The sequence below is a fragment of the Arenimonas sp. genome, assembly GCF_035312645.1.
Taxonomy (GTDB): Bacteria; Pseudomonadota; Gammaproteobacteria; order Xanthomonadales; family Xanthomonadaceae; genus Arenimonas.
This window is the reverse complement of sequence record NZ_DATGBO010000052.1, coordinates 1-24,047: the sequence shown is the minus strand read 5'-3', so window position 1 is coordinate 24,047 and position 24,047 is coordinate 1. Positions and strand designations below refer to the sequence as shown.

The window sequence follows — 24,047 nt, the reverse complement described above, 5'->3', positions numbered from 1 at the left end:
CGCCCGCGGGGGCGTGGCCGCAGCAACGATTCGTCGTCGCTGCGTTCGCCTTCCCGTTGCGCCGCCTCCGAGGGAGAGGCCGCGATGTGCGTCACGCACGGGAGAACAGCATGAATCACGTCACCACCGCGCCGGACGGCGTCGTTTCCGAATCCGAAACCCGCCACGTCGCGCCCGAATTCAATCTCACACCGCCGCCGCATGCCGGCGTGATGGCCGTGACCAAGCGCAACGGCCGCAAGGAGCCGGTCGATCTGAACAAGATCGTGCGCGCGGTGACGCGCAGCGCCGATGGCCTGTACGCGATCGACCCGATGCGCGTCGCCACGCGCACGATTTCCGGTTTGTACGACGGCGCCAGCACGCGCGAACTCGACGAGCTCTCGATCCGCACCGCCGCCCTGCTCACCGCCGAAGAACCCGAGTACGGCCGCCTCGCTGCGCGCCTGCTCGCACAATTCATCGAGAAGGAAGTCACCGGCCAGGAAATTCATGCGTTCTCGCAATCGGTCGCGCGCGGCCACGAGATCGGCCTGATCAACGAGCGCCTGCTCGCTTTCGTGCAGGCCAACGCGCGCAAGCTCAACGATGCGCTCGATGCTTCGCTGGACAAGCGCTTCGATTACTTCGGCCTGCGCACGCTGTACGACCGCTACCTGCTGCGGCATCCAACCGCGCGCACGGTGATCGAGACGCCACAGCAATTCTTCCTGCGCATCGCCTGCGCGCTCAGCGAGGATGTCACCGACGCGCTGGCGCTGTACCGGCGCATGGCGCAGCTCGACTACCTGCCGAGTTCGCCGACCCTGTTCAACGCCGGAACCACGCACGAACAATTGTCGAGCTGCTTCCTGCTCGACTCGCCCGACGATTCGCTGGAATCGATCTATGCGCGCTACGGCGATGTCGCGATGCTGTCGAAATTTTCCGGCGGCATCGGCCTGTCGTATTCGCGCATCCGTTCGCGCGGTTCGCTGATCCGTTCGACCAATGGCCTGTCCAACGGCATCGTGCCCTGGCTGAAAACCCTCGATGCTTCGGTCGCCGCCGTCAACCAAGGCGGCAAGCGCAAAGGCGCGGCCTGCGTCTACCTGGAAACCTGGCATGCCGATCTCGAGGAGTTCCTCGAGTTGCGCGACAACACCGGCGACGAGGCGCGACGCACGCACAACCTCAATCTCGCCAACTGGGTGCCGGATCTGTTCATGAAGCGCGTGGAGGCCGATGAATCGTGGTCGCTGTTCGACCCGAAGGACGTCCCGCAACTCGTCGATCTTTGGGGCGAGGCCTTCGAGCACGCCTATCAGGCGGCGGAAGTGAGTGGCCTCGCGCGCAAATCGGTGAAGGCGCGCGAGCTGTACGCGAAGATGATGCGCACGCTCGCCCAGACCGGAAACGGCTGGATGACCTTCAAAGACAAGTGCAACCGCGCCAGCAACCAGACCGCGAATGCGAAGAACGTGATTCACCTGTCCAACCTGTGCACCGAAATCCTCGAGGTCACCACTTACGACGAGACCGCAGTCTGCAACCTCGGCTCGATCAATCTTGGCCAGCATCTCGACGAGCGTCTCGCATTCGACTTCGACAAGCTCGGCGAAACCGTGCGCCTGGCGGTGCGCCAGCTCGACCGCGTGATCGATCTGAACTTCTATCCGATCCAGTCGGCGCAACGCGGCAACCTGCGCTGGCGTCCGGTCGGACTGGGTGTGATGGGCCTGCAGGACGTTTTCTTCCAGCAGCGCCTGCCTTTCGACAGCGAGCCGGCGCGCGCCTTGTCTTTGAGGATCGCCGAGGAAATCTATTTCAATGCGCTCAGCGCGTCAGTCGAACTGGCGCAGGAGCGTGGTGTGCATCCGGCGTTCGTGGAAACGCGCGCGGCGAACGGCGAGCTGCAGTTCGATGCCTGGAATGTCGTCCCCACGAACGGCGAGCGCTGGGACGCGCTGCGTGCGCGCATTCGCGAGCACGGCCTGCGCAACTCGTTGCTGATCGCGATCGCGCCGACCGCGACCATCGCCTCGATCGCCGGTTGCTACGAATGCGTCGAGCCGCAGGTGTCGAACCTGTTCAAGCGCGAAACGCTGTCCGGAGATTTCCTGCAGGTGAATCGTTATCTGGTCGAGGAGTTGAAGAAGCTTGGCCAGTGGACGCCGGAAATGCGTGACCGCATCAAGCTCAGCGAAGGCTCGGTGCAAGGCATGGCGGAAATTCCCGCCGAGCTGCGCGCGGTCTACCGCACTGTCTGGGAAGTGCCGATGCGGTCCCTGATCGACATGGCCGCCGACCGCGGCGCGTTTATTGACCAGTCCGCCTCGTTAAATCTTTTCATGGAAAGCCCGAACATCGGCGCGTTGAGTTCGATGTACATGTATGCGTGGAAGCGCGGCATCAAGACCACGTACTACCTGCGCTCGCGCCCGGCCACGCGTATCGCCAAGACCACGGTGACCACGACCGAGCAGGCCACCGATGCGGTGATCTGCTCGCTGGAGAATCCGGAGAGTTGCGAGGCGTGCCAGTAGCCCTGCTGCTGTAGGAGCGACGCGAGTCGCGATTTCCAACCCACATCGGAGCGGTCGCGACTTGCGTCGCTCCTACGGAATCACCGGAAGACCATGACCCCCACGCCCCGCCTCCTCGACCCCGGCTTCAACCTCACGCTGCGGCCGATGCGCTATCCGCAGTTCTACGAAAAGTATCGCGATGCCGTGCGCAATACCTGGACGGTGGAGGAGGTCGATTTCGCACCGGACATCAACGACCTGCGCAACAAGTTCGGGCCAGCCGAGCGCCATCTGATCGAACGCCTCGTGGCGTTCTTCGCCACCGGCGATGCGATTGTTTCCAACAATCTCGTGCTCAATCTCTACAAGCACATCAATGCCCCGGAAGCGCGCCTGTACCTGTCGCGACAGCTGTACGAGGAAGCGCTGCACGTGCAGTTCTACCTCACCCTGCTCGATACCTACCTGCCCGAGCCCGAGCAACGCGCGAAAGCCTTCGATGCGATCGAGACGATCCCGGCGATCCGGCACAAGGCCGAGTTCTGCTTCCGCTGGATCGATTCGATCCAGGACATCGAGCGCATCGAAACCCGCGAGCAGCGCCGGCAATTCCTGCTCAACCTGATCTGCTTCGCCTGCTGCATCGAGGGCCTGTTTTTCTTCGCGGCCTTCGCCTACGTCTATTACCTGCGTTCGCGTGGCCTGCTGCATGGTCTGGCTTCGGGCACCAACTGGGTATTCCGCGACGAGAGCGGGCACATGGCGTTCGCGTTCGAAGTGATCCGCGTCGCGCGCGAGGAGGAGCCGGAATTGTTCGACGCCGAGATGAAGCGCGAAGTCGTGCAGATGCTCTGCGAGGCCGTCGATTGCGAAGTGTTGTTCGCCGAGGATGTGCTTTCGGGCGGCGTCGCCGGCCTGTCGATCAGGGACATGCGCCAGTACCTGGAATACGTCGCCGACCAGCGCCTGGTGCAGCTGGGCATGCCCAAACACTTCGGCGCGAGCAACCCGTTCCCGTTCATGGACCTGCAGGACGTGCAGGAGCTCACCAATTTCTTTGAGCGCCGCGTCTCGGCGTACCAGGTCGGCGTGCAGGGCGAGGTGGCATTCGACGCGGCGTTCTGATTGTAGGAGCGATGGTAATCGCGACTTCTCGCTACGTAGCGCGAGGTCGCGATTACCATCGCTCCTACAAAGCCGCAGCCATGCCATGATCGCGGCTCCTGCCACCGCTACGGATTTGTCGCCATGACCGAGGTCGCACCGATCGAAGCCCGCATGATGCAAATGGTGTTTCCCGACGACACCAATCATATGGGCACCTTGTTCGGTGGGCGCGCGCTGGCTTGGATGGACATGGCCGCATTCATGGTGGCGTCGCGGTATTCGCGACGTACGGTGGTCACGGCCAATTCCGATCGCATTGATTTCCAGGCGCCGGTGAAGCAGGGTGCGCTGGTCGAATTGATTGCGCGCGTGCACAAGGTCGGGCGCAGTTCGATGCAGGTGGCGGTAGAGATGTATTCGGAAGACCTGCTCTCGGGCGAGCGGCAACTCGCCACCCGCGGCCTGTTCACGATGGTCGCGCTCGGCCCGGACGGAAAACCCACGCCGGTCCCGGCGCTGTCCCCATCATCTGGTCCGTAGGAGCCAGCTTGCTGGCGAAAATAGATATTCCTTGTTCCGGCAATCATGTGAGCTATGGGTAGTTGCTTCCTGGGCCGACATGCCAGCAAGCCGGCTCCTACGCTGCCGAGGCCGTGCCACAATATCGGCATGAACCCGCTAGACCAGTCCAGCCTCGGCAAGGCCGTCGTTTACGGCGGCAGCTACGATCCGGCGTTGTTGTTTCCGATCGCGCGCGCGGAAAAGCGCAGCGAACTCGGCATCGGCACGACGCTGCCCTTCATCGGCATCGATATCTGGAATGCCTTCGAGCTGAGCTGGCTCGACGCCCGCGGCAAGCCACGCGTGGTGATCGCCGAATTCCGCGTGCCGGCGGAATCGCCGAACATCATCGAGTCCAAGAGTTTCAAGCTTTATCTCAACAGCTACATGCAGACGCGCGTGCCCGATACCGACACGCTGCGCAGTCAGCTCTCGCGCGATCTAAGTGCCGCCGCTGGCGCGCCGGTATCGGTGGTGCTGACCACACCGACGTCGCCGCAGGCCGCGTTGATCGCCAATCTCGCCGGCGAAGTGATCGACGACCTGCCGCTGGAAGTCAGCCACTACGGCCCGCCGCGCGCGGATTTCCTCTACAGCAACGAAGAGGCGGTGGTCGAGGAAACCCTGGTCAGCCACCTGCTCAAATCCAATTGCCCGGTGACCGGTCAACCCGATTGGGCCAGCCTGCAGATCCGTTATGTCGGGCCGCGTTTGGGCCGCGACGGATTGCTGCGCTATCTGGTGTCGTATCGCGAGCACAACGATTTCCACGAACAATGCGTCGAGCGCGTGTTCATGGATATTCGGCAACGCTGCGCGCCGAGCCGCTTGTCGGTGTACGCGCGCTACACGCGCCGCGGTGGCTTGGACATCAATCCGTTCCGCTGCACCCCGGGCTGGCTGATGCCGGACAACACGCGCACTTCCCGCCAGTGAGAGGACCGACCATGCTGCGTTTCCGCCTGATCATGTTCACCGTCATCGCGCCGATCGCGTTGTCGGCCTGTCACGGAAAAACCGAGGACGCGGCGAAAGGCGCGCAGGCCACCACCGCGCCGGCCGCGGCGAACAAGCCGGCGAAAAAAGACGGCGGGCTGTTTGGTTTGTTCGGCGGCAATGCCGCCACCGACGAACCCGCGCAGGCGCCGGAACTGGGCGAATTCAAGATCGCCACCGTCACGCTGGGCAGCAGCGTGGACAACGAGAACAATGTCGTCGCCGGCAAGACGGTATTCACTCCGCGCGAGCCGATCTACGCCGCCGTGCTCAGCACCGGCACGCACCAGGGCCTGAAGATATCGGCGAAATGGACCACGGCCGACGGCCAGTTGATCGCCGACACCGAACAGACGCTGGTGCCGGCATCGGCGACGATCACCACCTTCAGCGTGCGCAATCCCGGCGGTTGGCCAGCAGGCAAGTATCAGGTCGCGATCTCGATCGACCGGCATCCGATGGAAACGCGCAGTTTCGAGGTGCGGTGATTTCCACCGATTTGTAGGAGCGACGCAAGTCGCGACTTCTTCAGATCGCGTCGCAAATCGGAGAAATCGCGACTCGCGTCGCTCCTACGGGTGCTATGACGCTCTCAAGGCTTCGCCGCCGGATGCCGGTACATCCCGTCGAAGCTGACGCTCCAGGTCTTGCCGTCGTCTTTCGAGCTTTCCCAGAGCTGGCGCACGCTGCCATCGGCATTCGGCGTCCAGGTGATGCGCTCGCGTTGCGCGATGCCGGTCTGCGCATCGGGTTTGTCCTGCACGCCGTCCAGGATCATCTTGCCGTCCACCAATCCGCCGACCAGATGCAGGCGCGCGCCGCTGACATCGACCCAGTACTGTTCCCAGTGCCCGGTCTCGCGGTTGTAGATGTTGTAGCTCTTGCCTTCGAAACCGCTGCCACCACGCCAGTTTTCCGAAATCACACAGCCGGCGAGGATGGTTTCGATGTGGCTGTGGCCATCGGGCTGGCCTTTCGGCGCGGGCACGTTCCAGTCGCCCAGCCAGAAATCGAACTGCCGATATTCCGGCGCCTTGCAATCGGGTGGCGGCGCTGGCGGCGTCTGCGCCTGCGCGAACGCGGCAATGCCCAGCAGGGCGGGCAATGACAGATTGCGAACGATCTGGCGCATGGCGATCTCCCGTGAAGTGATGGCGAGAGTAGGCCAGGGCTGGCGGCGGCACAAATGATCGGGTGGAATCGACATGGACGCCGCGATCGCAGGAGCGACGCAGGTCGCGATTTCCACACGGCGCGATGGCATTCGCGACTTGCATCGCTCCTACAACCGGCCCATGCAACTACCCCGATCCGCCCGGCGCTTTCACCTGCGGGCACAAACCGCGACAATGCGCGTCCAGCGCCCGTCGAGGCGTCGCGACATTACACGGGAGGAGTCATGGCAGAACCCATCGTCACCCCGCCGCCCGGCGGCGAGAAGATCACCATCGCGGGCGGCAAGCTCGCGGTGCCCAATCATCCGATCATTCCCTTCATCGAAGGCGATGGCACTGGCCCCGACATCTGGCGCGCCAGCGTGCGCGTACTCGATGCCGCGGTCGCCAAGGCTTATGGCGGCGCGCGCAAGATCCACTGGCTGGAAGTGTTCGCCGGCGAGAAATCCAACAACCAGTTCGGCACCTGGCTGCCGGAATCGACGGTGCAGGCCTGCCGCGATTATCTGGTCTCGATCAAGGGCCCGCTGACCACGCCCGTTGGCGGCGGCATCCGCTCGCTCAACGTCGCGCTGCGCCAGATGCTCGATCTCTACGTCTGTCTGCGCCCGGTGCGTTGGTTCAAGGGCGTGCCCTCGCCGGTCAAGCGTCCCGACCTGGTCAACATGACGATCTTCCGCGAGAACACCGAGGACATCTACGCCGGCATCGAATGGGCCGGCGGCAGCGCCGAAGCGCAGAAGGTGCTGGACTTCGTGGCGAAGGAATTCCCGCAGATGTTCGGCAAGATCCGTTTCGGCACCGCCGAAAAGAATGCCGAATGGCAGAAGGCGCTGGAAGGCGTCGGCGGCCCGAAACGCGAAACCCCGGTGATGGTTGGCGTCGGCCTCAAGCCGGTGTCGTATCTCGGCACCGAGCGCCTGGTGCACAGCGCGATCCAGTACGCGATCACCAACAAGAGCAAGTCGGTGACCTTGGTGCACAAGGGCAACATCATGAAGTACACCGAAGGTGGCTTCCGTGACTGGGGCTATCAGGTGGCGAAGGATTTCTACGGCGCGGTCGAACTCGACGGCGGCCCGTGGATGGTGATTCCGGAAGGCAAGCCCGGCGCTGGCCTGATCATCAAGGATGCGATCGCCGATGCGTTCCTGCAGCAGATCCTGCTGCGTCCGGCCGAATACGATGTCTGCGCCACGCTCAACCTCAACGGCGATTATCTTTCCGATGCGCTCGCCGCGCAGGTCGGCGGCATCGGCATCGCGCCGGGTGCGAACATCAACTACGTCACCGGCCACGCGGTGTTCGAAGCTACGCACGGCACCGCGCCGAAGTACGCCGATCTCGACAAGGTCAACCCGGGTTCGGTGATTCTGTCGGGCGAGATGATGCTGCGTTACATGGGCTGGAACGAAGCGGCGGATGCGATCATCAAGGCGATGGATGCGGCGATCGCCGGCAAGCGCGTCACCTACGATTTCGCCCGCTTGATGGAAGGTGCGACCGAAGTGAAGTGCTCGGAATTCGCCGACGAAATGATCAGCCACATGTAGCTGAAGCCGCAGGAGCCAGTTTTCTGGCGAATGAAGCAGTGAAAGAAAAGGGGCGCCCAGGCGCCCCTTTTTTTCCGGTGGAATTGCGCCTGCAGGCGCAATGGTGCCCGCGCCTGCGAATTGCGACGACCTCAGCGATTGACGGTAACGAGCTCTGCCTGCGCCGGTGCCCGTGTGCCGACATAGGCAAGTTCCGCCGACGCCAGTGCCTCGTTCGCCTCCTGTGCCGCTTTCTCGTAACGCAGGCGATCCGGGCACAGCACCTGCATGTAGTCGGCGTCGAAATTCAGACGCTCGACCAGGAAGTCGACGAACGCGCGCACCTTCGGCGATTGCACCTGGCCGCGCGGGTACACCGCATTGAAATCCATTTCCGGGCCGGTCCAGCCAGCGAGCACGCGGCGCACATGGCCCTGTTCGGCAAATGCCTTTACGGTCACATCACTCGCAAGCATCAGGCCTTCGCCGCACAGCAACGCACCGCGCAGCGCCGCCGGATCGTTGGCGACCAGGATCGGATCAACGGCGAATTCCGCCGTGCGCGTGCCGTCGCCAAGTTGCCATGCATAGCCGTTGTGGCGTCGCGATTTCGGCATCGCCAGCGCGCGATGATGCAGGAGATCGTCCGGGTGCAGCGGCTCGCCGTGGCGTTCGAGATACAGCGGACTCGCGTACACCTGCGTGCGGAACACCGACAGCCGCCGCGCGACCAGATTGGAATCGGGCAGGTTGCCGATACGCAGCGCGACATCGATTTCCTTGTCGATGATGTCCAGCGATTCATTGGTCAGCATCATCTCCACGCGCACTTCCGGATGCCGCGCGTGGAATTCGCCGAGCAGCGGCGCGATCCAGGTGATGCCGACCGAATACGGTGCGGTGAAACGCAGCCAGCCGCGCGGCCCGCCTTGCAACTGGCCGACGGCGCTTTCGGCTTCATCGAGTTCGCGCGCGATGCGCTGGCAATGTTCGAAATAGACGTTTCCCGCTTCGGTCAGGCCGAGCTTGCGTGTCGTGCGATGCAGCAGCTGCGCGCCGAGTCGCGTTTCCAGGTCCTGCACCTTGCGACTGACGGTGGTCTTGGGCAGGCGCAGGGCTTTGGCGGCGGCGATGAAGCTGCCGGCTTCGACCACCTTGACGAAGATGATGGTGTCGTTGAGATCGCGGGTCATGGACCGGGCTCCGAGAGAGTGGATCGGGATTGGACCGATTCCGGGACAATTATTCCCTGAATTGCCGGCTAATCAAGAGCCAATCCGAGGCCTAGAGTGCGTCCACTCTTCCACGGGACCTTCGCCATGTCGGTACTTCGACTCGCCGGACCGATCTTTCTGACCCTACTGCTTGCCTCGTTGTCGGCGCTTGCGCCGGCCGCTGGCGATCGCCCGGGGACCGCTATTTACCGGGGCTCCGCGCCTGTGGTGACGGTCCTGGCTGGACCGGAATCGAGCCCGGTCTCCCCGGGCAACCGCAGCCTGGTCGCGAGGGTGGTGCCGGCTGCCAGCGCTTCCCATTGGAACGGCATCGTCCCGAATGCGGGAGAAAATATCCCGGAGATGGGACAGTGAAAGGGCCAGTCCTCGTCCTCGACGCATTGAATGGCATCGGCCGCGGCCTGGTTCAAGCGGTCGTCGACGCCGGCCGGCCGGTAATCGCCGTATCCCGCGACCGCGCCGGCCTGGCGCTGATGCAGGCGCAATACATCGATGCCGACTTCACCACTGTGCGTGGTTCGGTCGACGACGAACACGACAGCGCCGCGCTCGCGCAGGCGCTGCACGATCTGCATCGCCCGATCGCCGGCATGCTGATCAGCCGCTGCCATGAACAGGCGCGCGGTCGCATGCTCGACCAGCCGGGCGAGGCGCTGAAGGAAAAACTCGACAACGACCTGCTGCCGCAACTCGCCGCCGCGCGGCAGTTGTTGCCGTTGCTCGCGGCCTCGGGCCGCAATGGCAGCTACGTCATCATCGGCGGCCCGGGTAGCGAAAACCCATGGGCCGGCTACGGCCACCATTCCGTATGCGCGGCCGCGCTGAACATGCTTGTGCGCGTATTGCACGACGAAGCGCGCGCGCTGTCGGTGCGCGTGCAGTTGCTGGCGGTCGATACGCCGGCGCGCACCATCGACAACGAAGCCTGCGCCTGCGAGCAATGGCCCAGCGCCGTCGCCATCGGCACGCAGGCGCTGGCGCTGGTCGACCAGGCCGATCCCACGCAAGCGGTGCAAGCCATCGTGCGTTACGCGACTCCGAACGTTCCGCGCTCGCGTCGGAACACGACCATCCCTAATCCACCGACGCGCCCGATCACGCATGGGGCAACGAGCGCCTACCTCTCGCCGACAAACGCCGCCCCCCTGATCGACGACCCGGACAGCAAGGACCCGCAGCGCTATCTCGACGACACCTGGGCGCTGCTCAAGCCGCTGCTGTCGGCATCGGCGAGCAAATGAGCGATGCAGTCCCGAACCCTGAGACATCGATGCTTGATCTTGCCGTCATGGCACGGCCGAGCCTGCCTTCCTACGCATTTCGATCCGCATTCAACGAGGCCAACGCAATGAACCGAGTCATTTCCCCGACGTCAAACAAGCCCGTCCTGCACCTGCTTGCACTGGCCGGCTCCATCGCGTTCGCGTTCGTTCTCGCCGGTTGTGGCAGCCGGGCGGCGGAGCCGGCGGGTGGTCCGCCGCCGGCGGACGTGAGCATCGCCGCCGTGCTGTCGAAGAACGTGCGTCAGTGGGACGATTTCACCGGCCGCGTCGCCGCCGTGGAAACCGTCGACTTGCGACCGCGCGTGAGCGGCTACATCGAACGCGTCGCTTACCAGGAAGGCCAGGAAGTGCGTAAGGGCGATCTGCTGTTCGTGATCGACCAGCGCCCGTACCAAGCGGAACTTGCACAGGCGCAGGCGCAACTCGAACGCGCCCGCAGCGATGCTGCGCTGGCGAAAACCCAAGATGCGCGCGCACAGACGCTGATCGCGGCGAAGGTGATTTCCCGCGAGGAATTCGAAACCCGTCACGCTGCGACCGCCGAACGCAACGCCGTCGTGCGCGGTGCCGAAGCCGCCGTTGCTACCGCGCGCCTCAACCTGCAGTTCACGGAAGTACGCTCGCCGATTTCCGGTCGCGCCGGTCGCGCCCTCGTGACCACGGGCAATCTTGCCCAGGCCGACACGACCCTGCTTACGACCCTGGTATCGCTCGATCCCGTGCATGTGTATTTCGAAGGCGACGAGCAAAGCTACCTGCGCTACAACCAGCTCGCGCGCGAAGGCCGTCGCGATGCCTCGCACAATCCGGTGCGCGTGGGCCTCGCCAACGAGATCGGCTACCCGCACACCGGCACGGTCGACTTCATCGACAACCAGGTCGATGCGCGCACCGGCACGATCCGCGCGCGCGCCGTGCTCGCCAATCCCGATCACATCTTCACGCCCGGCCTGTTCGCGCGCGTACAGATCGAAGGCAGCGGCGAGTTCAAGGCCTTGCTGATCGACGACAAGGCCGTGCTCACCGATCAGGACCGCAAGTACGTGTATGTCGTCGGTCCGGAGAACACCGCACAGCGCAAGGACGTGCAGCTCGGCCGCATGGTCGATGGCCTGCGTGTCGTGCAGAGCGGTCTTGCGCCTACCGATCGTGTGGTCGTGGACGGCGTGCAGAAGATCTTCTTCCCCGGCATGCCGGTGAAGGCGACGGTCGTGGCCATGAGCAAGCCCGTCGGTGGCGGCGCGGCGAACGTGGCGGTCGCAAACAAGTAAGCGGAAAAGACAAAACGCGCGGTCGGCGACGATCGCGGCAACACGAAATCATCCGGGCGGCCGTGCTCACGGTCGCCGATACCCGCGGCTTCGCGTCGCCCAAGGATTCGCCATGGATTTCTCGAAATTCTTCATCGATCGACCGATCTTCGCCGCGGTGCTGTCGATCGTCATTTTCGCTGCCGGTCTGATTGCGATCCCGCAACTACCGATCAGCGAATACCCCGACGTCGTACCGCCGACCGTGCAGGTGCGCGCGATCTATCCGGGTGCGAACCCGAAGGTGATCGCCGAAACCGTCGCCACGCCGCTGGAGGAAGCGATCAACGGCGTCGAGGACATGATGTACATGAAGTCCGTCGCCGGTTCCGACGGTGTGCTCGTGATCACCGTGACCTTCCGTCCCGGCACCGATCCCGACCAGGCGCAGGTGCAGGTGCAGAACCGCGTCAGCCAGGCGCAGGCGCGCCTGCCCGAGGACGTGCGCCGCCAGGGCGTGACCACCCAGAAGCAGTCGCCGACGCTGACCATGGTCGTGCATCTGCTTTCGCCGAGCGGCAAGTACGACTCGTTGTATCTGCGCAATTACGCCACTCTCAAGATCAAGGACGAACTCGCGCGCCTGCCCGGTGTCGGCCAGGCCGCGCTGTTCGGTTCGGGCGATTACGCGATGCGCCTGTGGCTGGATCCGAACAAGGTCGCTGCACGGGGTTTGACGGCGGGTGACGTCGTACGTGCGGTGCGCGAGCAAAACGTGCAGGTCTCCGCTGGCCAGCTCGGCGCCGAACCCACGCCCAATGGCAGCGACTTCCTCGTGCAGATCAACGCCCAGGGTCGCCTGCAGTCGGAAGAAGAATTCGGCCGCATCGTGATCAAGGCCGGCGCAGACGGCGAGATCGTCCGGCTTTCCGATGTCGCGCGCATCGAGCTCGGCGCCGGCAACTACACGCTGCGCTCGCAGCTCGACAACAAGGACGCTGTCGCGATCCCGATTTTCCAGTCGCCGGGTGCGAACGCGATCGAACTGTCGGACGCGGTGCGCGCACGCATGGCCGAGTTGTCCAAGCATTTCCCGGAAGGCATGAGCTACGAGGTCGTGTACGACCCGACCGTGTTCGTGCGCGATTCCATCAAGGCCGTCGTCACGACCCTGCTCGAGGCAGTGCTGCTGGTGGTGCTGGTCGTGATCCTGTTCCTGCAGACCTGGCGCGCGTCGATCATTCCGCTGCTGGCGGTACCGGTATCGATCGTGGGCACGTTCGCGGCCCTGTACCTGCTGGGCTTCTCGATCAATACGCTGACCTTGTTCGGTCTGGTGCTGGCGATCGGCATCGTGGTCGACGATGCGATCGTCGTGGTCGAAAACGTCGAGCGCAACATCGAGGCCGGCATGACGCCGCTGGCGGCGGCGCACCAAGCGATGAAGGAAGTCTCCGGCCCGATCGTCGCGATCGCGCTGGTGCTGTGCGCGGTGTTCGTGCCGATGGCCTTCCTCAACGGCGTCACCGGCCAGTTCTACAAGCAGTTCGCGGTGACGATCGCGATCTCCACGGTGATTTCGGCGATCAACTCGCTGACGCTGTCGCCGGCGCTGGCCGCGGCCCTGCTCAAGCCGCATGGCGCGGCGAAGGATGCGCCCTCGCGCTTGATCGATCGCATGTTCGGCTGGGTGTTCCGTCCGTTCAACCGCTTCTTCGGCCGCAGCTCGGAACGCTACCAGGGCGCGATTGCACGGGCGCTGGGCAAGCGTGGCGCGGTGTTCGTGGTGTATGCGGCGCTGCTTGTCGGCACGGGCGTGATGTTCCAGGCCGTGCCGGGTGGCTTCATTCCGACGCAGGACAAGCTGTACCTGATTGGTGGCGTGAAGCTGCCCGAAGGCGCCTCGCTCGAGCGCACCGATGCGGTCATCCGCAAGATGAGCCAGATAGCCTTGAGCACCGACGGCGTGCAGAACGCGGTCGCGTTCCCGGGCCTGAATGCGCTGCAATTCACCAACACACCCAACACCGGCACGGTGTTCTTCCCGCTCAAGCCTTTCCACGAACGCCATGGCCGCAGCGCCGAGCAGATCAATGCCGAGATCAACGCCAAGATCGCCGGCATCCAGGAAGGTTTCGCGTTTTCGATCATGCCGCCGCCGATCCTCGGCCTTGGCCAGGGCTCGGGCTACTCGCTGTTCGTGCAGGATCGCGCAGGTCTGGGATACGGCCAGTTGCAGAATGCGGTGAACGGGCTCTCCGGCGCGATCTCGCAAACCCCGGGCATGCACTTCCCGATCAGCACTTACCAGGCGAACGTGCCGCAGCTCGACGCGCAAGTCGATCGCGACAAGGCCAAGGCGCAGGGTGTGCCGCTGACCGAATTGTTCGACACGCTGCAGACCTATCTGGGTTCGCAGTACGTCAACGACTTCAACCGTTTCGGCCGCACCTACCAGGTCATCGCCCAGGCCGACGCGCCGTATCGCGATGGCGCCGAAGACATCGCCAACCTGCGCACGCGCAATGCCAATGGCGAGATGGTGCCGATCGGCTCCATGGTCACGCTCACGCAGACCTACGGTCCGGATCCGGTGATCCGCTACAACGGCTATCCAGCCGCGGATCTCATCGGCGACGCTGATCCGCGTCTGCTGTCCTCGACCGAGGCCATGGCCAAGCTCAAGGAAATGGCGCCGCACGTGCTGCCCAACGGCATGAACATCGAATGGACCGACCTGAGTTTCCAGCAGGCTACGCAGGGCAATGCCGCGCTGTTGATCTTCCCGCTGTCGGTGCTGCTGGCCTTCCTCGTGCTCGCGGCGCTGTACGAGAGCTGGACGCTGCCGCTGGCGGTGATCCTGATCGTGCCGATGACGTTGCTGTCGGCCCTTGTCGGCGTGTGGCTGACCGGCGGCGACAACAATGTGTTCGTGCAGGTCGGTCTGGTGGTGCTCATGGGCCTGGCCTGCAAGAACGCGATCCTGATCGTGGAGTTCGCGCGCGAACTGGAAATGCAGGGCATGGGCGTGATCGAAGCCGCGCTCGAAGCCTGCCGCCTGCGCCTGCGCCCGATCGTGATGACCTCGATCGCCTTCATCGCCGGCACGGTACCGCTGGTGCTAGGCAGCGGCGCGGGCAGCGAGGTGCGTTCGGTGACCGGCATCACCGTGTTCGCCGGCATGCTCGGCGTGACCCTGTTCGGTTTGTTCCTTACCCCGGTGTTTTACGTGGCATTGCGAAAGCTGGTTCCGCGTCCGCTGGTGACGCATGCCCCGGCTGCCCTGGAGAATATCCATGCGTAACTCTTTGCAAAAAACCACCATCGCCGCTGCGGTGTTCGGCGCCCTGTTGTCGGCGTGCGCGGTCGGGCCGAACCATGTGCGCCCGATGCTGGATCTGCCGGAAAAGTTCAGCGAAGCCGGTGCGCTTGCGCCGGTCACGGCAGCCGCGACGCACGACGACGAAAGTCAGTTCTGGCGGCGCCTGGGTGACGCGCAACTGACCGCGCTGATCGAACAGGCGCTGGTCGCCAACCACGATTTGCGCATCGCCTTGGCCAACGCCGAGCGTGCGCAGGCGCTGCAGCGCGGCACGCGCCTGGACGTGTTTCCAACGATCACCGGCGAAGGCAGCGCGAGCGATGCCCGCGCCAGTGCCGACCAACAACCAGGCTTGGCGCGTGCCGATCGCGATGGCAGGCAAACCAGCGTCGTTGCGCGCGCCGCCTGGGAACTGGATCTGTTCGGTCGCGTGCGTCGCCAGGTCGAAGCTGGCCGCGCCGGCACGGATGCGGCGAGCGCGGATTTCCGCGCACTGCAGGTTGTGATCGTTGCCGAAGTCGCGCGCAGCTACATCGAGTTGCGCGGCTTGCAGGAACAACTGCGTGTCGCGCAGGAGAGCGCGGAATCGCAGGCCGAGACGCTGCGTCTGGTCGAGATGGGGTTCCGGGCCGGGCGCGGCAGCGAGTTCGACACCGCGCGTGCGCGTGCGCTGCTCGCCGGCACGCAGTCGCGCGCACCGGCGCTGGAGGCACGCATCGCGATCACTCTGCATCATCTGGCGGTATTGACTGGGCAGCCACCCGGCATCGCCACCGATGGCCTGAAGTGGCGCGAGCCGTTGCCGGCGCAGCCAGGCGTCGTTGATCCGGGCACACCCGGCGATCTGCTGCGACGGCGTCCCGACATCGCTGCTGCGGAATACCGCCTGCGTGCCGCGACCGCGCGCATCGGCGTGGCCAAGGCCGACTTCTTCCCGCGCTTCACGCTCGGCGGCCTGATCGGCAGCCAGGCCGTGGATCGTGATGCCTTGTTCGGACGCGACAGCGAGACGCGCCTGGTCGCACTCGGCGTCGATTGGTCTTTCCTCGATGTCGGTCGCGTGCGCGCACGTGTCGCGGCGGCCGATGCCGATGCGGCGGCGGAACTCGCGCGTTACGAACAGACCGTGTTGCGCGCGCTGGCCGATACCGAAGATGCGCTGGTGCGCTACGGAAACGCGCGCGCCGAGGACGAACACCTCGCCCGCGCCGCCGCCGACAGTGCGCGCGCCGCGCAACTGGCGCGCATCCGTTACGAAAACGGTGCGACCGATCTGTTCGAGGTGCTGGATGCCGAGCGCAGCAACTTGCAGGCGCAGGACGCGCTCGCGCAAAGTCGCACGCGCAGCCTCACCGGTTGGGTGTCGCTATACCAGGCGCTTGCCGGTGGCTGGCCCGACAACCTGCCCAGGCGCGTCCCTGTCGCAGTGCGCAGTCCGTAGACGCAGGCAGAGCCTGTGCTTGTGATTGCTGAGGGGCGCGGTGAGTGGCGGGACAATGGAGAAAGCCCGTCACTCCCGCAAAGGTGGGAATGACGGTTTCCCCGGCGCTGTGGACGGGCTCCAAACGATGAGCACGTCCGCCGCGCATGACCCGCTAGACTGGGCCATGCCTGCCGAACCTATTCCCGACCTCGCCAGCGCCTGCGCCGCGGCGATCCGCGACGCGTTCAGCGATTACGATGCGCGCTTCGATGCGATCACCCGGCGCGCGCGTCGCCGTTTCGAGACACGCGACTGGACGGCGGCGCGCGAAGACGCGATCGAGCGCATCGAGCTCTACGATCGCTGCGTCGCCGAGATTTCTCTGGAACTTGAACAGCGTCTCGCCACGCAGGCGCAGGACCGGCCGCTGTGGTCGACGATCCGCGACCACTACGCCGGACTGATCGCCGAGCTGCTCGACCAGGAGTTGTACAAGACTTTTTTCAATACGTTGACACGGCGCTTCTTCAAGACCCGCGGCGTCGCCGCCGACATCGAATTCGTCGCGCTCGACATCGAGCCCACCGACCGCATCACCCATCCGGTGGCGCGGCACAGCTATGCCGTCTCCGGCGATCTCGCGGCGACGGTCGAACGTGTGCTCGCCGGCTATCCGTTCGCGATCGCCCACGTCGATGCCCGCGGCGATGCGATGCGCGTTGCCCAGGCCTTGATGACGCGGCACGCGGACTGGGGCGAAGGCGGCATCGTCGCGATCGAGCTGCTCGATACCGTGTTCTATCGCGAGCGCCGCGCCTATCTGGTTGGCCGCATCTTCGGCCGCGATCATTACGCACCCTGCGTGATCGCACTCGTGCACGAGGATGGCGGCCTGCGTGTCGATGCGGTGCTGAGCACGCGGCAGCACGTGGCGGTGCTGTTCGGCTACACGCACAGTTATTTTCACGCCGATCTCGCCACCGTCGGCGATGCCGTGGTGTTCCTGCGTACCTTGTTGCCGGGCAAACCGGTCGACGAGATCTATACCGTGCTCGGCCGCGCCAAACAGGGCAAGACCGAACGCTACCGGCATTTCTTCGGCTATCTCGGCGCGAACCAGGAGCAGAAACTCATCCAGGCCGACGGTGAGCGCGGCATGGTGATGGCGGTGTTCACGCTGCCGGGCTATCCGTTGGTGTTCAAGCTGATCCGCGACCGCTTCGCCTATCCGAAAAACATCGCGCGCGAACAGGTGCAGGAAAAATATCGCCTCGTGTTCCGCCACGACCGCGTCGGCCGCCTGATCGACGCGCAGGAATACCGCTTTCTGCGCTTCCCGCGCGAACAATTCGCCGGTGTGTTGCTCGATGAGTTGCTGGGCGAATGCCGCGAATCGGTGAGCGAGGACGGCGACGACATCGTCGTGCACCACTGCTACATCGAGCGCCGGCTGCGCCCGCTCAATCTCTACATCAAGGAAGTTTCCGAAGATGCCGCGCTCGCCGCGGTGCTCGATTACGGCCAGGCGATCAAGGATCTCGCGCGCAGCAACATCTTTCCCGGCGATTTGTTGCTGAAGAATTTCGGCGTCACCCGCAATGGCCGCGCGATCTTCTACGACTACGACGAGCTGTGCCTGGTCAGCGAGTGCCGCTTCCGCAAACTTCCCGAAGCGCGCAACGAGGAAGAGGAGATGCACCACGGTGCCTGGTATTACGTCGCCGACAACGATGTCTTCCCGGAACAGTTCCCGCGCTTCCTCGGCCTGAGCCCGAATCAACGCGCGGCATTGCTGGCCGCGCACGGCGAGATTTTCGATGTCGGCTGGTGGCAGCGCCTGCAGGCCAATCTCGGTGCCGGTGGTTTCACCGACGTGCCGCCGTATCCCGAGGCGCTGCGCCTGTAGGAGCCAGCTCGCTGGCGACAAATCCGGTTCCCGCGCCCCTAGGAGCCAGCTCGCTGGCGACCAATCCGGTTCAAGCGCCGGTGTAAAGTACCGGCTCCTGCTTTCACGGCTCGCATCATGTCTCGTCGCCTCCTGCTGGTTTCCGCGCTTTGCCTGTTGTCCGTCGCCTGCACCGCGTTTGCTGCGGAAACAGCGACGTCTGTGCCGACTGCGGCGGCGATTCAACTTACGCTGCCGGGCAAGCCCGCGATCGTGCTCACTGCTGCGTCGCTGGCGACCTTGCCGCGCAAGGAAGTGCGCGCCGCGACGCATGAAGAGCCACTGTCGTCATGGCAGGGCGTGGCCCTGGTCGATGTGCTGCGCCAGGCCGGCGCGCCGTTGGACAAACAATTGCGCGGGCGCGAGATGGCGAAGTTCGTACGCGTCACCGCGACCGACGGCTACCAGATCGTTTTCAGTCTTGCCGAACTCGATGCCGGCTTCGGCAACACGACGGTCTTGCTGGTCGATCAACATGAGGGCAAGGCCTTGTCGGCCGAGGAAGGACCGTTCCGCCTGGTTGTTCCCGGCGACAAACGCGCGGCGCGCTGGTTGCGCAGCCTGCGCAGCATCGAACTCGTCGATGCCGCGACCACGCCTGCGAACAGCGCACATTGATTCCACATCGACCCTACTTTGACGGGAACACCACCATGAATTTCCTGCGTCGCCATTGCTTCCTGTTGTTGCTGGGGCTCGCGTTGCCGGCATTGGCTTTCGCGAAGACGCCGGCCGCGTCGCCACCACAGATCACCGTCTTCGCGGCCGCAAGCCTCAAGGAAAGCCTCGACGCCGTCGCCGCGGAATGGACGCGGCGCTCGCAGCAGAAGGTCGTGGTCTCGTATGCGGCGAGTTCGGCGCTGGCCAAACAAATCGAGCAGGGCGCGCCAGCCGACATCTTCATCTCCGCCGACGGCGAGTGGATGGATTATCTGGCCACGCGCGCGCAGATCGATGTGGGCTCGCGCTTCAACCTCGTCGGCAATCGCCTGGTGCTGATCGCGCCGGCCGATTCCACGCAGCGTGCCGTCGCGCTGGATGCTTCCGGCGCATTGCTCAAGGCACTCGGCGATGGCCGCCTCGCCGTCGCGGAAACCGGCAGCGTTCCCGCAGGTCGCTACGCCAAGCAGGCCCTGACCAAACTCGCGCTTTGGGATGGCGTTTCCGCGCATCTCGCGCAGGGCGAGAACGTACGCGCGGCGATGGCCTATGTCGCGCGCGGCGAAGCGCCGCTGGGCATCGTCTACGCCACCGACGCCCAGGCCGAAGCGAAAGTGCGCGTGGTCGCGACATTTCCGGAAAATAGTCATGACGCGATCATCTATCCCGCCGCGCGCGTGAGCCGTGCCGATGCCGCCGCGACGAAAGGCTTTCTCGCCTTCCTGAAATCCGCGGCGGCAAAGGCGATCTTCAAGCGTGCCGGATTCAGCCGACCCTGACGTGTTCACGCCGGACGAACTCAGTGCGATCGCCCTCAGCCTGCGGGTCGCTTTCCTCGCGGTAGTCTGCGCGCTGCCCGCGGCGATCGCGGTGGCTTACGTGCTGGCGCGCTGGAGTTTCCGCGGCAAGGTGGTGTTCGACGCGCTGGTGCATCTGCCCTTGCTGATGCCGCCGGTGCTGACCGGCTATGCGTTGTTGGTGTTGCTGGGGAGGCACGGTGCGATCGGTTATTGGCTGGAGCATTGGTTCGGTTTCAGTTTTGCGTTTCGCTGGACCGGCGCGGTGATCGCCGCGGCGATCATGGCTTTTCCCTTGTTCGTGCGTTCGGTGCGCCTGTCGATCGAAGCGATTCCGCGTGACATCGACGAGATGGCCGCCAGTCTCGGCGCGCATCCCTGGGCGGCGTTCTGGCAGGTAATTTTGCCGCTGAGTATCCCCGGCATCGCCGCGGGCATGACGCTGGCGTTCGCCAAGGCGCTGGGAGAATTCGGCGCGACCATCACCTTCGTATCCAACATTCCCGGCGAGACGCAGACGATTCCGCTGGCGATGTACACACTCACGCAGGTGCCCGGTGGCGAGAGCGGCATCGCCCGTCTTGCGATCGTCTCGCTGCTGCTGTCGCTGGGCGCTCTGGTCGCATCGGAATGGCTGGTGCGGCGTTCGGCGTATCGCCTGCCCAGCGAGTAAGCAGGCTTCGCAAGATCCCGATCAACGCAAGTATTCGATCTTGGGTGTAGTTCCTGCCGAGGCAGGCTTGGGCGTGGCGGCGATTGCTTCAGTTCGTGTCGCAGGATTCGTCGCGGCTCAAGCCGCTCCTACGTGCTAGCCTGCGGCCCTCTTTTCCGCTGCTCCGGAGTTCGCCATGCGCCGTTCCCTCACGTTGTTGCTGTCGGCCCTGCTGCTCGCGGGCTGCGGAAAACACGAGGCGCCGGCGAACACGGCCACCGCGCCCGCGCCGATCGATACGCACGCACCCGGATATTCCGAGGCGATGGCCGATCCGTTGGATCGCATCCTTGCCGGCGATTGGCGCAGCGAGGAAAACCGCGCTCGCGATGTTTACCGTCACCCGCGCGAAACGCTGGCTTTCTTCGGTGTTGGCAGGGGCCAGAAAATCATCGAGATCTGGCCTGGCGGCGGCTGGTATTCGGAAATCCTGGCGCCGATGCAGCGCGACAACGGCAACTATCTTGCGGTGATTCCCGACCCCGCCAAGGTTGGCGATGCGGAGGCGCAGGCGGCGACCGCCGAACGCAATCTCGCGCTGCGGAAAAAATTCGGCGCACGTGGCGATGTCTACGACCGCGCCAGCATCATCGAGATCGATCCGGCGGCGCCGAATCTCGGTGCGCCGGGTTCGGCGGATGTGGTGCTGACCTTCCGCAACGTGCACAACTGGGTGATGGAAGGTCACGAGAAGGCGATGTTCGCGGGCTTTTTCACTGTGCTCAAACACGGCGGCGTGCTCGGCGTGGTCGATCATCGCGCGCGTGCCGGCGCGCCTGCCGAAGAGATGAAGAGCAGCGGCTATCTGCCCGAGGACTACGTGATCGACCTGGCGAAAGGCGCGGGCTTCGAGCTGGTCGGCAAGAGCGAGATCAACGCCAATCCGAACGACACGAAAGACTATCCCGGCGGTGTCTGGACTCTGCCGCCGACGCTCAAGGAAGGCAGCAAGGATCGCGAGAAATACCTGGCGATCGGCGAAAGCGATCGCATGACGCTGAAGTTCGTGAAGCCCTGAACGTAGAAGCCAGCTTGCTGGCGACTTGAACGATATCGCCAGCCAGCTGGCACCTACGGCTCAAATGGGGGTTGACAAGCCCGCCTCGCTGTTCGTACTGTACTAGCACACACAGTACAGTAAGGATTCGCCATGGCCCGCAGTCAGGCCCTGATGATCGAGATCGCCACCGGCGATCCGCGGCCGATCAGCAAGCAGATCGCCGATGGCGTGCGCATGAAGATCGCCACCGGCGAATTGCAGCTGGGCGTGCAGCTGCCCAGCGTGCGCGGCCTGGCGATGCAGCTGACGATCAATCCCAACACCGTCGCCAAGGCCTACGCCGAGCTCACCAGTGAAGGCTGGCTGGAGGCGCGCCAGGGCCTGGGCCTGTTCGTCGCGCCGCCGCGGCAACGGCTCAGTGCGCACGAGCGCGACAAACGCTTCGACGAGGCGGTCAGCCGCTTCGTGCATGACGTGGTCGCGCTCGATATCGCCGCCGATGAGGTGATCGCGCGCATCGATGTCGAGCTGCAGGCCTTCGCGACAAAAAAAACCGCCTGATTCCGGACGGCGCCCGTGCTGGCGCGCCGATCGATTTCACTGACGACCCTTGAGCGCCCCCATGTCCGACTTCGTCATAGAAACCCGCGCGCTGAGCAAACGCTACGGCAGCAAGCTCGCGCTCGACCACCTCGACCTGCAGATTCCACGCGGCCGCATCCACGCGATCGTCGGTGCGAACGGCGCCGGCAAGTCGACGCTGTTCCGCATCCTGCTTGGCTTCCTGCCACCGACTGCAGGCGAGGCGCGCATTCTCGGACGCGACAGCGGTTGCCTGACGCCCGATGACCGGGCCCGCATCGGCTTCGTCAATGAAGAACACACCTTGCCGGGCTGGATGCCGGTGTCGGCGGTGATCGCGATGCACAGGCGCCAGTACCGCCGTTGGAACGAGGCCGCGTTCGCCAGCGTGCTCGGTCATTACCACGTGCTGCCGGAACAGAAAGTCGGGCAACTTTCCCGCGGTGAGCGCGCCGGTTTCAATCTCGCGCTGGCATTGGCGCAAGGCCCGGAGCTGCTGGTGCTCGACGAGCCGACGCTGGGCCTGGACGTGGTCGCCAAGCGCGCCTTCCTGGAATCGCTGATGTACAGCAACGCCAGCGAGGACTGCACGGTGATCTATTGCTCGCACCAGATGGACGAGATCGAGCGCGTTGCCGACAACCTGATCATCCTCGAGCGCGGCCAACTCAAGAACATGTCGGCGCCCGAGGATTTCTGCGCGCGCGTCACTTATTGGGTGGCCGATATCCCGTTCAAGGGGCCGGACCAGCAACTGGTGCCGGGCCTGCTGCAGGTGCAGCGCATCGATGGCCTGCATCACTACGTGGTCATCGACCAGGACGAGGACTTCGGCGAATTCCTGCGTGCGCACGGCGCGCGCAGCGTGCAAAGCATGCCCGTCAGCCTGGACCGCGCCGTCAACGGCTTCCTGGCCAAGAACCACGCGGCGCCGGCTGCGGCCTGAGCGCGAAGCGAACCATCCAAGGGAAAACATCATGCGGGATCTGTTCAAGGCTGAATTTCTGCGCTTCCGCACCTGGGCGATCGTGTTCGCCGTCGTGCACCTGCTCGTGCTGGGCTTCATGACGCGGGTCGTGGATCTGGCGCAGCAGCCCGACCTGGTCTATCAGGTCATCGGCGGTGTTTACGTGCTGACCGGCCTGTTGTTGGGCATGTACCAGATGGGCGGCTATCGCCGGCCTAATGCCTGGTTGAATCTTCTGCATCGGCCACTGCCGCATTGGCAGGTCGCGGCGGCGTTGTTCGCCGCCGGCGCGGTGCTGTTGACGATCGCGATCGCCCTGCCGACGCTGACGATCGCCATCTGGCAGAAGACGATGACCGCGCGCGTGCTCGACACGCGGCATCTGTGGCTGTTGCTGTCGGCCTTGCTGATCGCCTGGTGCGGCTATCTGGCCGGCGGCTACGCGATGCTCGGCCACAAGCGTTACGGCGCGAGCGCGCTGGTATTCCTCGCCCTGCTCATGGCCAGCAATGCGGTTGGCCTGGGCGCGATCGTCCTGCAACTGCTCGTGCTCGCCTGGCTCGCGATCATGATCGTGTCCGCGTTCAAGCCCGACCTCAGTTCGCCCCCGCAGAACGTCGTTGGCATCGTCGCCACCGCATTGCCGCTGCAGATGGCCGGCTGGATGTTGTTCATGCTGATCTGCTTCGGCGCTGAATTGGTCTGGATCATGCAAGGCACGCATCCCAACAACCTGCCGACGCCGATTCCGGGCAGCGCGAAGGAAGCCGACAACGCCGAACCCAAGGATCTGATCATCGCTGGCCTGCGCAACAGCAGGGCCGCCGACGCGCCGCTGTGGCGCGAACAGGCCGCGATCTCGGACGTGTTCCAGATGGCCACGAACGTGCGCTGGAACCCGGTGCGCAACGAGCTCACCAACAAGGATCCGATGGAGTTCGACGACGACACGCGGCGTATCCGCTGGGTATTCAGTCACGACAGCATGCGCTT

20 protein-coding genes are annotated in these 24,047 nt (G+C 64.5%); 18 read left to right on the top strand and 2 right to left on the bottom strand.

The annotated features are described in order from the left end of the window. Positions 1 to 212: 212 nt before the first annotated feature. From VKM35_RS04640 to VKM35_RS04620, 5 genes are all read left to right on the top strand, one after another. The gene (locus tag VKM35_RS04640; RefSeq protein ID WP_324318868.1) at positions 213 to 2,525 is read left to right on the top strand and encodes a ribonucleoside-diphosphate reductase subunit alpha; all 2,313 of its coding nucleotides are present in this window, start codon (positions 213 to 215) and stop codon (positions 2,523 to 2,525) included. 93 nt (positions 2,526 to 2,618) lie between these two features. Then, on the top strand, positions 2,619 to 3,632 hold the full coding sequence (locus VKM35_RS04635; RefSeq protein ID WP_324318844.1) for a ribonucleotide-diphosphate reductase subunit beta: 1,014 nt from the start codon (positions 2,619 to 2,621) through the stop codon (positions 3,630 to 3,632). A gap of 123 nt (positions 3,633 to 3,755) precedes the next feature. Next, positions 3,756 to 4,154, top strand: coding sequence for an acyl-CoA thioesterase (locus VKM35_RS04630; RefSeq protein WP_324318842.1), 399 nt, complete (start codon positions 3,756 to 3,758; stop codon positions 4,152 to 4,154). 129 nt (positions 4,155 to 4,283) lie between these two features. Then, a complete protein-coding gene (queF, locus tag VKM35_RS04625; protein WP_324318840.1) occupies positions 4,284 to 5,111 on the top strand; it encodes an NADPH-dependent 7-cyano-7-deazaguanine reductase QueF in 828 nt (275 codons plus the stop codon). Positions 5,112 to 5,122: 11 nt separating this feature from the next. Next, a complete protein-coding gene (locus VKM35_RS04620) occupies positions 5,123 to 5,659 on the top strand; it encodes a hypothetical protein (RefSeq protein WP_324318838.1) in 537 nt (178 codons plus the stop codon). 104 nt (positions 5,660 to 5,763) lie between these two features. Here the strand turns inward: VKM35_RS04620 and VKM35_RS04615 are convergent, their stop codons facing one another. Next, positions 5,764 to 6,303: a hypothetical protein gene (locus VKM35_RS04615; RefSeq protein ID WP_324318836.1), complete on the bottom strand. Its 540-nt coding sequence runs from the start codon at positions 6,301 to 6,303 to the stop codon at positions 5,764 to 5,766. Between the two features lie 267 nt (positions 6,304 to 6,570). Here VKM35_RS04615 and icd point away from each other — a divergent pair, with 267 nt between their 5' ends. Continuing rightward, the gene (icd, locus tag VKM35_RS04610; protein ID WP_324318835.1) at positions 6,571 to 7,899 is read left to right on the top strand and encodes an isocitrate dehydrogenase (NADP(+)); all 1,329 of its coding nucleotides are present in this window, start codon (positions 6,571 to 6,573) and stop codon (positions 7,897 to 7,899) included. A gap of 131 nt (positions 7,900 to 8,030) precedes the next feature. Here the strand turns inward: icd and VKM35_RS04605 are convergent, their stop codons facing one another. Beyond that, the gene (locus VKM35_RS04605; RefSeq protein WP_324318833.1) at positions 8,031 to 9,071 is read right to left on the bottom strand and encodes a LysR family transcriptional regulator; all 1,041 of its coding nucleotides are present in this window, start codon (positions 9,069 to 9,071) and stop codon (positions 8,031 to 8,033) included. A gap of 392 nt (positions 9,072 to 9,463) precedes the next feature. On the opposite strand from VKM35_RS04605, the gene VKM35_RS04600 reads away from it, so the two are divergent. The 12 genes from VKM35_RS04600 to VKM35_RS04545 form a co-directional block, all read left to right on the top strand. Continuing rightward, positions 9,464 to 10,354 carry an SDR family oxidoreductase gene (locus tag VKM35_RS04600; RefSeq protein ID WP_324318831.1) on the top strand — a complete coding sequence of 297 codons (891 nt, stop codon included), beginning with the start codon at positions 9,464 to 9,466 and terminating at the stop codon, positions 10,352 to 10,354. A 107-nt stretch (positions 10,355 to 10,461) separates the two neighbouring features. Next, positions 10,462 to 11,667, top strand: coding sequence for an efflux RND transporter periplasmic adaptor subunit (locus VKM35_RS04595; protein WP_324318829.1), 1,206 nt, complete (start codon positions 10,462 to 10,464; stop codon positions 11,665 to 11,667). Between the two features lie 112 nt (positions 11,668 to 11,779). After that, positions 11,780 to 14,950, top strand: a complete 3,171-nt coding sequence (locus VKM35_RS04590; RefSeq protein ID WP_324318827.1) for an efflux RND transporter permease subunit — start codon at positions 11,780 to 11,782, stop codon at positions 14,948 to 14,950. Beyond that, positions 14,943 to 16,409 carry an efflux transporter outer membrane subunit gene (locus tag VKM35_RS04585; protein ID WP_324318825.1) on the top strand — a complete coding sequence of 489 codons (1,467 nt, stop codon included), beginning with the start codon at positions 14,943 to 14,945 and terminating at the stop codon, positions 16,407 to 16,409. Before VKM35_RS04590 ends, VKM35_RS04585 begins: the two co-directional genes overlap by 8 nt. 166 nt (positions 16,410 to 16,575) lie before the next feature. After that, a complete protein-coding gene (aceK, locus tag VKM35_RS04580; RefSeq protein WP_324318823.1) occupies positions 16,576 to 18,297 on the top strand; it encodes a bifunctional isocitrate dehydrogenase kinase/phosphatase in 1,722 nt (573 codons plus the stop codon). A gap of 117 nt (positions 18,298 to 18,414) precedes the next feature. Then, entirely contained in the window at positions 18,415 to 18,954 is a 540-nt protein-coding gene (locus VKM35_RS04575; RefSeq protein WP_324318821.1) for a molybdopterin-dependent oxidoreductase, read from the top strand. A gap of 35 nt (positions 18,955 to 18,989) precedes the next feature. Beyond that, on the top strand, positions 18,990 to 19,775 hold the full coding sequence (modA, locus tag VKM35_RS04570) for a molybdate ABC transporter substrate-binding protein (RefSeq protein ID WP_324318819.1): 786 nt from the start codon (positions 18,990 to 18,992) through the stop codon (positions 19,773 to 19,775). A 1-nt stretch (position 19,776) separates the two neighbouring features. Next, complete coding sequence (gene modB / locus VKM35_RS04565; protein WP_324318817.1) at positions 19,777 to 20,466, top strand: molybdate ABC transporter permease subunit; 690 nt, start codon at positions 19,777 to 19,779, stop codon at positions 20,464 to 20,466. A 175-nt stretch (positions 20,467 to 20,641) separates the two neighbouring features. Then, positions 20,642 to 21,523 carry a methyltransferase gene (locus VKM35_RS04560; protein WP_324318815.1) on the top strand — a complete coding sequence of 294 codons (882 nt, stop codon included), beginning with the start codon at positions 20,642 to 20,644 and terminating at the stop codon, positions 21,521 to 21,523. Positions 21,524 to 21,655: 132 nt separating this feature from the next. Next, entirely contained in the window at positions 21,656 to 22,066 is a 411-nt protein-coding gene (locus VKM35_RS04555) for a GntR family transcriptional regulator (RefSeq protein WP_324318813.1), read from the top strand. 61 nt (positions 22,067 to 22,127) lie between these two features. Then, positions 22,128 to 23,033, top strand: coding sequence for an ABC transporter ATP-binding protein (locus VKM35_RS04550; RefSeq protein ID WP_324318811.1), 906 nt, complete (start codon positions 22,128 to 22,130; stop codon positions 23,031 to 23,033). Between the two features lie 31 nt (positions 23,034 to 23,064). Next, the coding region (locus tag VKM35_RS04545; RefSeq protein WP_324318809.1) for a hypothetical protein at positions 23,065 to 24,047 on the top strand (983 nt) is incomplete at its 3' end.